At 61.7% G+C, this 15,418-nt stretch carries 10 protein-coding genes and 1 pseudogene; 6 read left to right on the forward strand and 5 right to left on the reverse strand.

What is annotated here, in order from left to right:
- Positions 1–162: 162 nt before the first annotated feature.
- Entirely contained in the window at positions 163–1,287 is a 1,125-nt protein-coding gene (locus AC0QTX_RS17480) for a GGDEF domain-containing protein (RefSeq protein ID WP_474605088.1), read from the forward strand.
- A 15-nt stretch (positions 1,288–1,302) separates the two neighbouring features.
- Here the strand turns inward: AC0QTX_RS17480 and AC0QTX_RS17485 are convergent, their stop codons facing one another.
- On the reverse strand, positions 1,303–3,084 hold the full coding sequence (locus tag AC0QTX_RS17485) for a hypothetical protein (RefSeq protein ID WP_474605089.1): 1,782 nt from the start codon (positions 3,082–3,084) through the stop codon (positions 1,303–1,305).
- 608 nt (positions 3,085–3,692) lie between these two features.
- On the opposite strand from AC0QTX_RS17485, the gene AC0QTX_RS17490 reads away from it, so the two are divergent.
- Positions 3,693–4,103, forward strand: coding sequence for a hypothetical protein (locus tag AC0QTX_RS17490; protein ID WP_474605090.1), 411 nt, complete (start codon positions 3,693–3,695; stop codon positions 4,101–4,103).
- A gap of 84 nt (positions 4,104–4,187) precedes the next feature.
- Positions 4,188–4,415, forward strand: a complete 228-nt coding sequence (locus tag AC0QTX_RS17495) for a DUF6894 family protein (protein ID WP_474605091.1) — start codon at positions 4,188–4,190, stop codon at positions 4,413–4,415.
- A 34-nt stretch (positions 4,416–4,449) separates the two neighbouring features.
- Here the strand turns inward: AC0QTX_RS17495 and AC0QTX_RS17500 are convergent, their stop codons facing one another.
- The 3 genes from AC0QTX_RS17500 to AC0QTX_RS17510 form a co-directional block, all read right to left on the reverse strand.
- The gene (locus tag AC0QTX_RS17500) at positions 4,450–6,579 is read right to left on the reverse strand and encodes a hybrid sensor histidine kinase/response regulator (protein ID WP_474605092.1); all 2,130 of its coding nucleotides are present in this window, start codon (positions 6,577–6,579) and stop codon (positions 4,450–4,452) included.
- 186 nt (positions 6,580–6,765) lie between these two features.
- Complete coding sequence (locus AC0QTX_RS17505) at positions 6,766–7,575, reverse strand: class I SAM-dependent methyltransferase (RefSeq protein ID WP_474605093.1); 810 nt, start codon at positions 7,573–7,575, stop codon at positions 6,766–6,768.
- Positions 7,576–7,650: 75 nt separating this feature from the next.
- Complete coding sequence (locus tag AC0QTX_RS17510) at positions 7,651–8,391, reverse strand: DUF4336 domain-containing protein (protein ID WP_474605094.1); 741 nt, start codon at positions 8,389–8,391, stop codon at positions 7,651–7,653.
- 188 nt (positions 8,392–8,579) lie between these two features.
- Here AC0QTX_RS17510 and AC0QTX_RS17515 point away from each other — a divergent pair, with 188 nt between their 5' ends.
- The gene (locus tag AC0QTX_RS17515) at positions 8,580–9,695 is read left to right on the forward strand and encodes an NADH:flavin oxidoreductase/NADH oxidase (protein ID WP_474605095.1); all 1,116 of its coding nucleotides are present in this window, start codon (positions 8,580–8,582) and stop codon (positions 9,693–9,695) included.
- 143 nt (positions 9,696–9,838) lie between these two features.
- Here AC0QTX_RS17515 and uvrA read toward each other — a convergent pair whose 3' ends face one another.
- Complete coding sequence (gene uvrA / locus AC0QTX_RS17520; RefSeq protein WP_474605096.1) at positions 9,839–12,835, reverse strand: excinuclease ABC subunit UvrA; 2,997 nt, start codon at positions 12,833–12,835, stop codon at positions 9,839–9,841.
- 472 nt (positions 12,836–13,307) lie between these two features.
- Here uvrA and AC0QTX_RS17525 point away from each other — a divergent pair, with 472 nt between their 5' ends.
- Positions 13,308–15,218, forward strand: a complete 1,911-nt coding sequence (locus AC0QTX_RS17525) for a hypothetical protein (RefSeq protein WP_474605097.1) — start codon at positions 13,308–13,310, stop codon at positions 15,216–15,218.
- Between the two features lie 135 nt (positions 15,219–15,353).
- Positions 15,354–15,418, forward strand: a pseudogene (locus AC0QTX_RS17530) (single-stranded DNA-binding protein); the annotation flags it as partial.

The raw sequence follows: 15,418 nt of genomic DNA on the forward strand, positions 1-15,418 counted from the left end.
GAAAAATGCATCGGCCAAGCCTTCGTTCCGACCGCCCGGTCATGCGTTGGATCAGATGTTGCTGGACATTCCGACGGCGATGATGGATAGCGTGGCCCGCATTCCGCAGGGGAATGTCCTGCGGGGCCCATCTCTGCGGCCGACCGCATGACAGCTGCTCCGATGGTTCTTGACCCCGCCACCCTTACCGTCGCCTTCATCCTGCTGTCGGCCGTGCTCGGCTCGCTGCTGGTCTTCTCATGGACGTTGAACCGCAAGCTGAGCGCTCTGGCTTGGTGGGGAAGCGCCTTCTGGCTCATTGCGGTCGGGATCGGTTGGGCGAACCTGGGAGCCGGCCCGCCGAGTTATGCGGTTCTCCTGTTGGCGAACGCACTGGGTATCCTGTCCTATGGCACTCTCTATGTCGGGTGCAGGGTGTTCAACGAACGCTCCGGCATCCTGCTCCACGGAGGTGCGGGTGTCGCCGTCTGGATCTGCGCCTTTCCCTTCATCTACGACTCGCAGGGATACCGTCTCATCCTGGCCTCCCTGCTGACAGGCGCCTATTCGGCCCTGTCGGCCTGGGAACTGGCGCGTCATGCGGTGCAGGCGCTTGCCTCGCAGCGCGTCGCGGTCGTGCTCCTGTCCGGCCTTGCGGGATTCAACCTCCTCCGTGGGCTGCTCGGCATCTCCCTCACGTCGGTTCCCTGGATCGATACGTTCGCCCGTCGCTGGTCCTCGGAAATGGCTCTCTTCCTTGTGGTGATCGGACCGACGCTCGCCTTCATGTTTCTGTCCATGGCGAAGGAGCGTCTGAAGTTCGAATACAAGCAGGCGGCGCTTGTCGACGACCTGACCGGGATTCCCAACCGACGCGCCTTTCTTCGGGCAGCGTCCAGGCTGCTCAATCGTCTGGACGACCGGCCGGCCAGTTGCCTGCTGTTCGACCTCGACAATTTCAAAGCCATCAACGACCGTTATGGCCATGCTGCCGGCGACCGCATCCTCAGCGTCTTCGCTCGCACGCTCACCGACATTCTTCCGAAGGGGACTTTCGGCAGGCTGGGGGGAGAGGAATTCGCGGCAATCCTCCCCATCGGGGCCCGGGACGCTGCCATCCTTGCAGAAAAAATCCGCCATGCCTTTGCCGAAGCCGGGAAGGCTGCCCTCGGAAGAACAGACGAGGTGACCGTCAGCATCGGCTGCGCGACGATCCCTCGCGCTTCAGCCGAGGATTTGCTGCAGCGTGCAGATCTTGCTCTGTACCGCGCCAAGGAAAGCGGCCGCAACGTGGTCGTGGTGGCGTGAAGCGATATCTTTGCCTCAGATCACGAAAAGCTCGTTGTGGTTCAGAGCGAGTCCTTTCTTGAACTGGGCGAACTCAACAGCCTTTCGAGGACCTGAGCCGTCGGAATCGTACGACAGGATGCCGGTCTTCTTGTTGTAGTTGATGTAATCGTCCGAATCCTTTGGTCTGTTACCTGCATTGAAGAAATCGGCATCCAATTTGCGCGGCTTGCTGGCGCTGCCGGGACCGAGCTTCCGGAAGATGGCATTGTCGAGCCAGACAGAGTCGGCGCGCACGGAGTAGTCTACAACGGTATCGAAGGCCACGCGCCGATCGCTGACGGATGATCCCAGCCTTGTATTGAAGACAAAAACGTCTCGGCCGGCCTCGCCGAAGAGAATGTCATTGCTGAGGCCTCCATAGAGACGATCGTTGCCCTCTCCCCCAAACACCCGATCCCTGCCGGCATCGCCGAAGAGCCTGTCGTTGCCCAGATCTCCGTAAACGTGATCGTTGCCTCTCAGGCCGCGGATCGTGTCGTTGCCGGACCTTCCGCTCAGGTCATCATCCTGATTGGTCCCCCGGCGGGAGTTGGCAGCCGCGTTGCCTATCCATTTGTGGATCGAGGTAGAGATCGCTCCCGAATCCTGGCCGGAAAGGATGTTGCCGGACACGACGATCATCGTGGGTCCACCCTGGGCATTGGTCGGTTCCTCACGGATCCCGTAGCGCGCATTGATGGCACCATCGGAATAGATGTGATTGTTGATGATCATCGTGTCGACGGAATAGTAGGTTTGCTGGGAGAACTCTTTGTCCAGCCTCAGACGGATGTTGACCTCGTCATACCGGCCGTCGAATTCGTGCGAGTTATTGTGGATGCGGCTTCCGGCGAGGGTCACGGACTTTGAGCCTTCGATCCTCACCCCCTGATGATCATTGCCGTAGACGTCCACGGCCGAGATAGTGATCCGCTGCGACAGTTTGACGAGGATTCCCTCCTTGCCGTTCTCATGATAGGAACCGCCGATGATCTGGACGTCGGACACCCATGGAATCGTCGTCTCACCGGCGGGTAGGATATTCCCCCTTTGAATGGTGATGCCCGCGCCCCCTGCCAACTCGCCGTTGAACATGTAGCGGAAGCCGTTGTGGTGAGCTTCGTTGTTCTGCAGAACAAGATTTCTCGTCTCGTTCTGGATGTTGAAGCCATGACGATCGTTCTCGTACGCCACGTTGTTCCTGTATACGCCGCCATAGACCGCGTCGGCGACAAAGCCGTCCAAGCCGTTGTGATGGGAAACCGAGTTCGTGATCACCATATTGTATGTGATCTCGTGCGGGTTGAGCCCGTAGGCCGTGCAATTTCTCACCTCGACGCCATCGACAGTGATGTTGGTCTGCACGCGGCCTGAGCCGTCTTCCTTGATGCCGCAGATAAAGCCTGCCTGATGGTCGGTGTTGTTGGTGCGATTGCCGTCTATGACGAGGTTCGAGACAGTGACCTTGTCGACCGTTTCCACCTTCGTGCGCACAATGCCGTTAATTCTGGCATTGAAGTTGTCTTGAAGCTTGATGATTGTATCGCGGTTTCCCGACCCCGTGAGCTCGACGCCGGATGGCAGTTCGATGGCTCCTTTGGAGGGATTGGTCTTGTCACCAGTGACCACCCAGGTGCCTGCTGCCAGCTGAACCTTCACTTGAGCTTTGGCGGGATCGCTCAAATAGACCTTATGGGCCTGTTCAACGGCAGCCCGGATCGCCGCCGTATTGGCCGAAGCGCTGCCGGTTGGATTGCTGACAAAGATCGTGGTCATTGGCAGTGTCCTTGCGAATTCTGAGATGCGCACGGTGTTCCGTGTGAACGCTCACGCACAACAGCGCCGTCTCGTATAGACATGACTATCGTCGGGCTTGTGCATTGCTATCTGCCCAACAAGTCCGGGCGATGGCGTGTCATTGGTTAAGCGTACACGGACGAAAGTTCAAAACAGAGGCGAGCATCTTGGATAAAGTCAATCATAGGATAAGTTGAATGGATATTATTGATCAAAAACCGTCATTGGGGGTACTTACAAGGAAGGGATCTGAAAAATCGCTGCGGTTCTAAGCGCGATTGGCATCTTCTACTTTGACAGGGTTTGAGCGGTGCACGAAGGTTGTCCGTCTAGACTTGGAGCGCCTGAAAATATTCTGACTTCAAGCCGAACTAAGGCTTCAGGCACAGGGACAGTGCGATGATGACCCGGTGCCGCTTTCATGTACTGCTGAGCCTGGCTCGTTGATATTTCTCTCGTGGAGAACAGAGAAGGGATCGAAGAGATTGCAGCCCATGATAATGAGAAACTTGCTTATTACTCTACGTTAAGTTCTCTTCTGGCAGATTAGAGGGCAAATTCTGTGATAACCATTCTCGGGGGGACGTGTGACAGACGAGGAGATTGAAGCCGTTGCAGAGGAGCTGGCCAAAGCGGGCGGCGTCTCATGGTATCCGGGACGGACACGCGGTGCACTTCTGAGGCCGGTCAGCGAACGATATCGGGATCGGGCGAAGTTGGCGATTGCCGCCCTCGACCGGGTCAGGGCCGGACACGACTCGGCCGTTGAGGCGCTGCCTCTACAGACCGCAGCTGCTTCCCGCCATCCTGACCAGCTCCAGGTCGGAGGCACGGTGGTTTACCGTCCTCCCGGTGATCAGAGGGCGATCACCTGCCGGATCGAGCGGATCGAAGCAGGGCGCGCCTATCTGGTGCCTGCACCCCGTCCGGATGTCGGGTGGGTCTCATTGGACAGCCTTGATCCCATAGGAGGCGAGGCTGCTACGAAAGGCGAATAAGGAGAGGGGCCGCAAGGTCTCTTCACTTCGCCGGCAAAACCCGTTAGCAGTTTTCATCCTTTCCATGGGGGTGGGTGGTCCAATATGCGTTGCTTCTTCCACCTCTTGAGCAGTCATGACGAGATTCTCGACAACGCAGGGATCGAGGTCAGAGATCTTGACAGTGCCAAGGCACAGGCTCTCCTCGCCATCGAGGAGCTGAGGGCGGAGATCGGCATCGAGGCTGATGATTGGTCGGGATGGCGGCTCGAAATCGTCTGCCCTCTCGGGACCCTTCTTCACTCGGTGCCGCTGACCGAAACGGTGCATTGACCGGCAGGAGCCCCCTGGCACATCGTGATTCTGCTTATGCGCTCACTTTAAGCGGGACAAAGCCGAGCGCCCGGTCGATGCAGGCCCGCAGTTCCGTCGAATCATAAGGCTTGCGAAGGATGGTGAACCCGTCGTCCATGGCAGCTTGAGCGACATTGCTGTACCCTGTGGCCAGCAGGACGGGCAGGGAAGGTCGCTCACTGCGGATGATGCGCGCCAGATCTGCTCCGTTCAATTCGCCCGGCATCACGATATCGCTGAACACGAGATCGATGCGCGTGCCGGACCGCAGGACCGAGAGGGCGGCCTGGGCATCGGCAGCATGGGTCACCCTAAAGCCGATCTCTTCCAGGCTGGCACTGGTGACCTCGGCAATATCAGCGTTGTCCTCCACCAGGAGAATATGGCCATTGCCGCTTCGAGCCTGAGGCTCCGGCATGGGTGCGCTCCCGTCCTCGGCGACCTCGATTGTGCGCGGCAGGTAGAGCGTGATCGTGGTGCCGCGCCCATGCGTGGCAAGGGCGGTCGCGGTGCCTCCCGATTGTCTGGCAAAGCCGTAGACCTGGCTCAATCCCAGGCCGGTTCCCTTGCCGACGGCTTTGGTCGTGTAGAACGGCTCGAAGACATGAGGCAGCACCTCCTCGGGGATGCCGCAGCCCGTATCTGTGAGGCTGAGTGCGACGAAGTCGCCTTTGAGTCCGATCGCATCCGAGTCGCGCAAGTTCAGATTCCAGGCCTCGATCAGCAGCCGTCCGCCATCGGGCATGGCATCCCGGGCATTGACAGCAATGTTGAGGATGGCAAGCTCGAGCTCATTCAGATCGACCTTGGTATTCCACAGGCCGTGCGGCAGTTGCATGTCGATGGCAATGTCGCCTCGCAGGGATGAGCGAAGCATGTCCTGCAGGTCGAGGAGGTAGCGGGACAGATTGACGACCTCAGGTTCATGCGTCTGCTGGCGGGAGAAGGACAGGAGTTGGCGCACGAGGCTCGCACCGCGTCCTGCCGCCGTCTCGATGGCGTCAAGGGATCGCTTCTGCCGTTCCTCCATGGGATAGCGCCGCAGGCGGTCCGCATTGCCTTTGACGACCATCAGCAGATTGTTGAAGTCGTGGGCGACACCTCCGGTAAGATGGCCCACGGCCTCCAGCCGCTGCGCCTGCTTGAGAGCGGCCTCGGCTATCTCGCGGCGCTCGACCTCGCCGTGGAAGCTGCGGGTGCGCCGCAGGGCAAGGAGGCTGATGGCGAACAAGCCCAGGGTCGCCGGTATGCCGAAGGCCAGGAGCTGGCCCATTTCAGACCAGAGGGCCCGCCACATGCTGGCGGTTTCGATCCCGGTGGTCACGTAGATCGGGTAACCCGGTACCTTCCGATAGCCGATGCGCCGCTCGATGCCGTCGATTTGGGAGACAGTGGTGATGAGCCCCGACTGGACGTTGCTCTGAATGGCCGGCAAGAGACTGTTGCCAGGGGTGAGCTGGAGGGGGTCGTCGCCGCGCGATGGATAGCGTGCAAGGAACTCCCCGTCGGACCGGATAAGGCTGATGGAATCGGCGAGGGCCTGGGAGATCCGACCATAATACTCGCGGAAATGCTCCGGGCGCACGGACACCGCTACGATCCCGTTGAAGCTCCCATCCTGCATCGGGCGGCGCTGGCTCACCACGAAGAAGCGGATGTCACCGATCTTGGAGATGATCGTGCGACCGATAAAAGTACCCGCGTCCTGTTGGGCCTGCACCTTGAAGTAGTCGCGGTCCGAATTGTCGAGATCGCGGGGCACGGGCATGATGGTGCTCGATACGAGCGGGTGGCCAGCCTTGTCGAAAACCCAGATCGACTCGATCTGCGGGAGGGCGTCCTGGGTGCGCCGCAGGCGGCTCTGGAGGCGGGCCTCCTCGGCGAGGATCTGCTCCGGCGTGAGGCCGCGCAGCACCTCGTTCGTCTCGGCCATGGTGCGCTCGATGGTCTGGAAAGCCTTGAGGCTGTGCTCCTGGACCACATCCAGGGCGCGCTCGATCCGCTCGTCCGAGTGCTGGCGGATCCGGTGGTAATCGTCCCAGGCCGTGTAGGCGAAAAACAGGGCCGGCCCGAGCAGGCTAGCGACCAGCATCAACTGCAAAGGCCAGAAGACGGTGCGGCTCTTCGGCGTCACAGGACTCACAAACGAAGACCTTCCTTGCATGGCTTTGCGAGAGTCTCTCGAACTTGAGCGTACGTCCGGTTTGGGAAGCCATATTTCGCGTTTCCATGCCGCGGCATGGGAAGCTTGGCTCGGCAGATATAGTAGTGCAAAGGAGTGTCAAGGGCGCCCGCCCAGGGTTCGTGCCGACTTTGAGCCGCGGCTCATCTATCTCCAGGCGGTCACAACGAGAGCGCTCATCTGGTTCTCGAAGGATGATGCGCCGAAGCGGCCGGAGAGCGCCTCCACAACTCCGGACGTGATTTCCTCAAGCCGCTCCGGGGCGCGGGCTTCGATCTCGGCCCGCAGGGGGGTGCCCTGGCAGAGGCCGATGGCAGGCTCCCGTGGGGAAGGCGCTCGGCTGACCTTGTTCATCACGTCGATATCAACGTTCTCAAACCCCGCCTGCTGAACCTCGCCGCGGACCCTGTCGGGATCGGAATAGCCGAAGGGCACCCGCTCGATGAACCGGGGCGGGTTCTCAGGGAAAGCCTTTGCGACGGTCTCCGACACGATCCGGCTGACCGGGTTGTGGTCGAGGGAGTTCCAGATATTGAACAGGAAGCGTCCGCCGGGTTTGAGCACACGCAAGGCCTCCCGGTAGCCGGTGAGCTTGTCGGGAAAGAACATCACGCCGAATTGGCACACGACCGCGTCAAAGCTGGCATCGTCGAAGGGCAGTTTCTGAGCATCGGCTTGGAGCCAGCGCACGTTCGGAGCCTGCAGCCTGGATTGCGCAAGGTCGAGCATGGACTGGTTGAGATCGGTGGCAGTGATCTCGACCTGCTGCGGCAGGGTCTTCGCCAGAGCGCGGGTCACGATGCCCGTTCCAGCCGCAGTCTCCAGAAGGCGACCCTGGCCCATATCCGTCAGCCGCCCCACCAGATCCTCGGCAAAGGGCTCGAATTTCAGCGGGCCGAGATACTGCTCGTACAAGGCTGGAATGGAGCCTTTGAAGGATGCGTCGGCAGCGTTCATGGTCGCCTCCACTGGAAAAGCCGCGATGGTTGCCCGTTCGTAGACGGCCGGCAAGGGCGCAGAAGGGGCAGAGCGCTATTTCAGCAGCCAGGCGAAGGCCCGCTTCAGGTTCCCCGTCCCATCCTGGTCGAACCAGCGGCCGTGGCTGAAGATGACCCGTTGCGGGTTCCAGCCGAGGATCCGCCCGACGGCATCCTGTGCCTCCTTGCGGCGCAGGCGCACCACAAAGCGCAAGTAAGCCGGAGCCGTGCCGTCGGGCGCGGCGACGCCGGTGAGCCTGGCGAAGAGGCGCGTGCCCAGCGGCAGCTTCTCCGGCTCCAGGTTCTGGATCAGATCCGTCAGGATGAGCGTGCCCGTAGGGCGGTGGAAGAAGGCAACCTCTCGGAATCCTGCGCCGCCCGGCACGACAATCTGTTCGATGTCCCCGCTCCAGTCGGCCGGCGGCGCGTCGGTCAGCTCGCGGTCGAGCCGCAGGCCCGCTTTGCGCACCTGCGGGCGCTGCCGGAGGTTCGGGGCGGCGGAGGTCTTGGCCGCGGGGCAGCCGCCCTGCCATTCCTTGAGATGGGTCCAGTGCGCGATGTTGGGCGCCACGAGATGGCGGATGGGCCCGAGCGTCTCGATCTCGCGACGCAGTTCCGCATTGTAGCGCGTCGGCGAATGCAGCCAGACATCGCCGTTGCTCAAGCGGATCACCGTCATCCGCACCGGCAGGCTCAAGCCCATCGCTTCCTGCGGCCCGCTGTCGACGATCCAGAGGTTCTCCGCCACGGGCTTGAGCACGTCGAGGGGAGGGTAGGTGACGTCCTGTTCGGGCATTGGTGCGCCTTTCTCAACCGTTTCACCGTTATAATGCCTCGCGCAGGGTAGAAGGTTCGCTCGACACCAGTCGATCTTCTCCTTCGTGCCCGCGCACGCCTGATCGGTGCCGACCTTTTGGACGTTCCATGCGTTTGAGGAAGACCAACCGCCGATCTGCAGAAGCCCCTCGATCCAGGAGACGCCCAATGGCTCAAGCGAAACTCTTCACGCCTTTTCGGATCGGGCAGACGGAACTCGTCAATCGTATCGTGATCGCGCCCATGTGCCAGTATTCGGCGCAAGACGGCTGCATGACGGACTGGCACCTGATCCATCTGGGCCAACTCGCGCTCTCCGGCGCCGCGCTCCTGACCATCGAGGCGACTGCCGTGACCCCGGAAGGCCGCATCTCCCACGCGGATGTGGGCCTTTATTCGGACGAATGCGAAGCCGCCATGCGGCGCGTCGTGGATGGGGTCCGCCGCTGGTCGGACATGCCGATTGCCATTCAGCTCGGCCATGCGGGGCGAAAAGCCTCCACCGAGGTGCCGTGGAAAGGCGGGGCGCAGCTTCCGCCCAATCATGCAAAAGGGTGGCAGACGGAGGCGCCCTCGGCGATTCCCCACGATGCTGGCGAGGCTGCCCCGACCGCGCTCGACAAGGATGGACTTGTGCGGGTGCGGGATGCCTTCGCCGATGCTGCGAAACGCGCGGGGAGGCTCGGCCTCTATGCGGTGCAGGTCCATGCGGCCCATGGCTATCTGCTGCATCAGTTCCTCTCGCCCCTGTCCAACCGGCGCGAGGACGAATATGGCGGCTCGCTCGAGAACCGCATGCGCTTCCCGCTGGAGGTATTCGATGCCGTCCGCGCCGCGTTTCCTGCGGATCGCCCCGTGACGGTGCGCGTGTCGGGCACGGACTGGGCCGAGGGCGGCTGGACGATCGAGGAGACGGTGGAATTCGCCAAGGCGCTCGAAGCGCGCGGATGCAGCGCCATCCACGTGTCGAGCGGTGGGCTAACGCCGGCGCAGCGCATCCCGGTCGGCCCGAACTATCAGGTGCCGCTCGCCCGCGCGGTCAAGCAGGCCACCTCCATGCCGGTGATCGCCGTCGGGCTCATCACCGACTTCGTGCAGGCGGAGGCCATTCTCAGCACCGGCGACGCCGACCTCATCGCGCTTGCCCGCGCCATTCTCTACGATCCGCGCTGGCCCTGGCACGCCGCCGCGCATTTCGGCGCCGCTGTGAAGGCTCCTGACCAGTACCTGCGTTCGCAGCCGCGGCAGTATCCGCATCTGTTCGATGTTCGGACGGATAATTGAGGGTAGGAGAGGGGCTTCTACTTATATCTTTGTCCTGCGTCCCTTTTATGCAGGCCGAGATCGATTTCTCATCTTATCAGTGCTCAGACGATGAACTGAGTGACGATCTTTTAACTATAGACTTGGAGAGCCCTTAGAATAAATCACTCCGCCGCTTGCCGCGTCACCTTCTTGTCCTTCTTGGGCGCCTCTTTCTTCGAAGCTTCCTTCTTGGCAGAAGCCTTCTTAGGCGCATCCTTCTTCAAGGGCCTGCGCTCCAGCACTTCCTTCAGGAACCGCCCGGTGTGACTGTCCTTCGACTCGGCGATGTCCTCGGGCGTTCCTTGTGCGACGATGCGGCCGCCGCCGTTGCCGCCTTCGGGGCCCATGTCGATCACCCAGTCGGCGGTCTTGATGACCTCGAGGTTGTGCTCGATCACCACGACACTGTTGCCCTGGTCGACGAGCTCGTGCAGCACCTCCAACAGCTTCGCCACGTCGTGGAAATGCAGGCCGGTGGTGGGCTCGTCGAGGATGTAGAGGGTGCGGCCGGTGGCGCGCTTCGACAGCTCCTTCGACAGCTTCACGCGCTGCGCCTCGCCGCCCGACAGCGTGGTGGCCTGCTGACCCACATGCACGTAGTCGAGGCCGACGCGGGCCAATGTCTGCATCTTCTCGCGGATAGACGGCACCGCCTTGAACAGCTCGCGGGCCTCCTCCACCGTCATGTCGAGCACGTCGGCGATGGACTTCTCGCGGTATTTCACCTCGAGCGTCTCGCGGTCGTAGCGCTTGCCCTTGCACACGTCGCAGGTGACGTAGACGTCGGGCAGGAAGTGCATCTCGATCTTGATCACGCCGTCGCCCGAGCAGGCCTCGCAGCGGCCGCCCTTCACGTTGAACGAGAAGCGGCCGGCCTGATAGCCGCGGGCCTTCGCCTCGGGGAGCCCTGCGAACCACTCGCGGATCGGCGTGAAGGCGCCAACGTACGTCGCCGGGTTCGAGCGCGGGGTGCGGCCGATGGGCGACTGGTCGATGTCGATGACCTTGTCGAGATGCTCCAGACCCTCGATGCGCTCATGCGGGGCAGGGTGCTCCAGCGCGTTGTTGAGCTTGCGCGCGACGGCCTTGTAGAGCGTGTCGATGACGAGGGTGGACTTGCCGCCGCCCGACACGCCGGTGATGCAGGTGAAGGTGCCGAGCGGGATCTCCGCCGTCACATCTTTAAGGTTGTTGCCCTTGGCGCCCACCACCTTCAGCATGCGCTTGGGATCGCCCTTGCGGCGCTTGCCCGGCACCTTCACGGACATCTCGCCTGTGAGATACTTGCCCGTGAGCGACTTCGGGTTCGCCATGACTTCGTCGGGCGTGCCCTCGGCAATGATCTGCCCGCCATGAATGCCCGCGCCCGGGCCGATGTCGAACACGTAATCGGCCTGGAGGATGGCGTCCTCGTCGTGCTCCACCACGATCACCGTGTTGCCGAGATCGCGCAGGCGCTTCAGCGTGCCGAGCAGGCGCTCGTTGTCCCGCTGGTGCAGGCCGATGGACGGCTCGTCGAGCACGTAGAGAACGCCCGTGAGGCCTGAGCCGATCTGGGAAGCGAGACGAATGCGCTGGCTCTCGCCGCCGGACAGGGTACCGGAGGCGCGGGCGAGCGTCAGGTATTCAAGGCCCACATCGACCAGGAAGGTGAGGCGCTCGCGGATCTCCTTGAGAATCCGGCCGGCGATCTCGTTCTGCTTCTTCGTGAGCTTCTTCGACAGGTCCGCAAACCAGATCTGCGCGTCCTTGACGGAGAGAGCCGTCGCGTCGCCGATGTCGGAGCCGGCGATCTTCACCGCGAGCGCCTCGGGCTTCAGGCGCTTGCCGCCGCAGGCCTCGCAGGGCGTCTCGCTCATGAAGCGGCCGATCTCCTCGCGGGCCCAGTCGCTCTCCGTCTCCTTGTAGCGGCGCTCCAGATTGGGGATCACGCCCTCGAAGGGCTTCTTCACCTCGTAGGCGCGCATGCCGTCGTCATAGGCCATGCGGATGTTTTCGCCGTCCGAGCCGTAGAGGATCACGTCGCGCACCTTCTCCGGCAGCTCCTCCCATGGCTTCGTCATGGATGCCTTGAAGTGCCTGGTGATCGCCTCCAGCGTCTGGCCGTAATAGGGCGAGGAGGACTTCGCCCAGGGCATGATGGCGCCGCGCTTCAGCGAGAGCGTCTCGTCGACCACCAGGGCCTTGTCGATGCGCATCTCGTGGCCGATGCCGCCGCAGGTGGGGCAGGCGCCGAAGGGGTTGTTGAACGAGAACAGGCGCGGCTCGATCTCCGGGATCGTGAAGCCGGAGACCGGGCAGGCGAACTTGGACGAGAAGACGATGCGCTTCGGCTTGCCCTTCTCGTCGGTCTCGTCCGCATATTCGATGACGGCGATGCCGTCCGTGAGCTCCAGCGCGGTCTCGAAGGAATCCGCCAGGCGCGCGGCGATGTCGGCCCGCACCACGATGCGGTCCACCACCACGTCGATGTCGTGCTTGAACTTCTTGTCCAGGGCAGGGGCCTCGTCGATGGCATAGTACTCACCGTCGATCTTCAGGCGCTGGAAGCCCTTCTTCTGGAACTCGGCGATTTCCTTGCGGTACTCGCCCTTGCGGCCGCGCACCACGGGGGCCAGCAGGAACAGGCGGGTCTTCTCCGGCAGCTCCAGCACCCGGTCGACCATCTGGGAGACGGTCTGGCTCTCGATCGGCAGGCCGGTGGCGGGAGAGTAGGGGATGCCGACGCGCGCCCAGAGGAGGCGCATGTAGTCGTAGATCTCGGTGACGGTGCCCACCGTCGAGCGGGGGTTCTTGGAGGTGGTCTTCTGCTCGATGGAGATGGCGGGCGAGAGGCCGTCGATCTGGTCCACGTCCGGCTTTTGCATCATCTCCAGGAACTGGCGTGCATAGGCGGAGAGGGACTCGACGTAGCGGCGCTGCCCCTCGGCATAGATCGTGTCGAAGGCGAGCGACGACTTGCCGGAGCCGGACAGCCCCGTGAACACCACGAGCTGGTCCCGCGGGACCATGAGATCGACGTTCTTGAGGTTGTGCTCCCGCGCCCCGCGCACGGAGATCACGCGCGCATTCGGATCGCCCGCCTTGGCGCGGTTGAACAGGTCGTCGAGTTTAGCCATTGCCCACAAAGCCTTGAATAGGAAGGTTCGGCCTCGTCAGGCCGGCTCCCGCATATGTGATGGACCAGCCGCCGGCGCAATGCGGCGGATGATTCTAGGGATGCGATGCTAGAACAAAGGGGGTACATGATCAACATGGGAGTGTTCGGGAGAATGCCTATGGGGCACAAGGCCCTCTTCCTCGGCCGTTTGCTGCTTCTGACCCCGTGATCGGGCCTTTTGATCAGCGCGAGCGTCTCCTTCCGTTAGGGAAATGTCGGTTCCGCTGCGCTTCCCCTCTGAGCGAGTCGCTGCCCTGAGGGAACGGAAATGTCAGCCTGCCTTCTCTTGGAACACGTGCGCCAGCACACCCGGCGAGCATGTTCAGCTTCAAAAGGGGAAGCCGGGCGGTTGAATATAACGTTGTATCGTCACTTTATATGACAGCAAACATAAGAACAGTCGATTCCGGGGGCTATGGAAAGAGAAAACCATGGTAACGCCAACGTTTTGGGGACCAAAGTTCCTCGTCAACACCACAACCCATTATCATCAGCAGGATGTAAGGCTGCATGCCTTGAAGAACGGGACTTTCGTTGCCGTTTGGGAGGATATGAGCGCGACCGGCGGCGATACAGACAACGGGACCATCCGTGGTCAGATCTTCAATGCCGACGGCAGCAAGCGCGGTGGTGAATTTCTGGTCAATCAAACAGCCTTTGATCTCCAGATGGATCCTCAGGTCACCGCATTGAAGGGTGGCGGATTCGCTGTGGTCTGGCTGACCAACCCGGGAGGCAATTTCAAGATCTGGGCGAACATCTACACAGATGACGGTGTCGCAATCGGGCCTGATGTCAGGATCGGCTCTGCTTCTTTGGAAGTGAATCCGACACCCAGCGTCGCTGCGCTGTCCAATGGAGGGTCTGCCGTTGCCTATGCGCAGAACCTTGACATCAAAGTACAAGCCTTCAGCTCTTCGCTCAAGCCTGCAGGCGACGAGATGACGGTTGAAACACCAGCGGATGTCAACGCCGAGAATCCTTACATTGTGGCTCTGCAGGGACGTTACGTGGTGTTCTTCGAAGACCGGACCGGAAGCGACACTGTGCGCGGCCATTTCTTCAACAATGATGGGTCGACGCCGGCCGGCTCAACCGCCTTCGTCACAGAGACGATCCGCACTGAGGACACCGCCACCGAGTCCTTCCACCCGGTTGCTGCAACCCTTACAAATGGCCAGGCCGTTATCGCTTGGCTTGAGCAGACCAGGTCTTTTGATGGAGATAACAACATCCTCTCCATGGCCGTCAAAGCGCAAGTCCTCAACCCTGATGGCTCAAAGGCGGGAGGCGAGATCCTTGTCAAATCCAGCACATCCCCTGGGGCGGACGCGCTGGCGCAGCCTGCCGTCACTCAGACGGCGGATGGCGGTTTTGCCATCTCATATTTCGAGAAGGGGGCGCCCCCCTTGGCCAAGGATCTCTATCTCGCCACCTTCGACAGCAAGCACGATCGCCTGGGAGCTGATCTGCTGGTCGAACGCTTTGACGGTGAAATCGCTGCAGAACTCAAGACTTTGCAGGACGGCCGTGTCGTCGTCTCCTGGAACGATCAAAACGATCGCATCGGTGATGAAAGCGCGGAAATTCACGCCCAGATCATCGATCCGCGCCAGAAGGGGATCAAACTTGATGGGACGAGCGGGGACGATCAGTATATCGGCAGCCGCTTCAACGATACGCTCAACGGCGGCGCAGGGGCGGACACCCTGACCGGCGCCGAAGGCAATGACACCTTCTACGTCGATCATGCCCGCGACCTGATCAAGGAAGCCAAAGGCCAAGGCGCCGACACGGTGATTGCCTCGGGCAGCTATCGCCTCGACCTCGCGGCCGATGTGGAGGTGCTGAAGCTCGCTGCCGTGAGCGGCCGGACAGCCTACACCCTTGAAGGGTCAAACTCCGCCAACGCGATCAGCGGACATGCGGGCGCTAACATCCTGAAAGGCCATGGCGGCAACGACAAGCTGTCGGGCGGCGCCGGCAAGGATGCGCTGACGGGCGGCGCGGGTCAGGACATCTTCGTCTTCGACACGCGGCCGAACCGGACCTCGAACGTGGACAAAGTCACCGACTTTGGGAGGCAGGACGACGCGTTTCATCTCGACAATGCGGTGTTCACCAAGCTCGGCACCGGCTCTGAGGCACGACCGAAGAAGTTCAAGAGCGACATGTTCGTGAAGAGCAAGCAGGCGCAGGACGGGCAAGACCGGATCGTCTACGACAAGGACACGGGTGCCCTGTACTACGACAAGGACGGAACGGGCGGTGTCGCCCAGGTGAAGATCGCCACCCTCAACAAGAACCTCGCCCTCAGCCACAACGACTTCTACGTGATCTGAGCCTGATCCGCGGGGCAGGGCGGCTGTGCGCCGCCCACCCTTTCTGGGGACAGGCCTGTGCAGAACTGCCCTCCCGGCTTGCCCCTGGGCCCCTCCGGCCCCACAACAGCCTCATGTGAATGAGGAGAGGCTGTCATGGCAGGCAGTGTGAACAAGGTGATATTGGTGGGCAATCTGGGGCGGGACCCTGAGGTCCGCCG

Source organism: Microvirga sp. jy35 (genome assembly GCF_056148915.1).